Genomic DNA, 223 nt, shown 5'->3' with positions numbered 1-223 from the left:
CAAGACGACGTTGACGGCGGCGATCACGAAGTATTTTGGCGATTTCCGCGCCTATGACCAGATCGACGGCGCGCCGGAAGAGAAGGCTCGCGGGATCACGATTTCGACCGCGCACGTGGAATATGAGTCGGCAGCGCGCCACTATGCCCACGTCGACTGCCCCGGCCACGCTGACTATGTGAAGAACATGATCACCGGTGCGGCGCAGATGGACGGCGCTATT

At 61.0% G+C, this 223-nt stretch carries 1 protein-coding gene; it reads left to right on the top strand.

What is annotated here, in order from left to right; genetic code table 11:
* On the top strand, positions 1-223 hold a 223-nt coding region (locus EGN72_RS00065), incomplete at both ends, for a GTP-binding protein (RefSeq protein WP_233586963.1).

It is taken from the genome of Pseudorhodobacter sp. E13 (genome assembly GCF_003991405.1).
GTDB lineage: Bacteria > Pseudomonadota > Alphaproteobacteria > Rhodobacterales > Rhodobacteraceae > Pseudorhodobacter.
The sequence above is the reverse complement of the archived record's forward strand: the minus strand, read 5'-3'. Positions and strand labels throughout refer to the sequence as shown.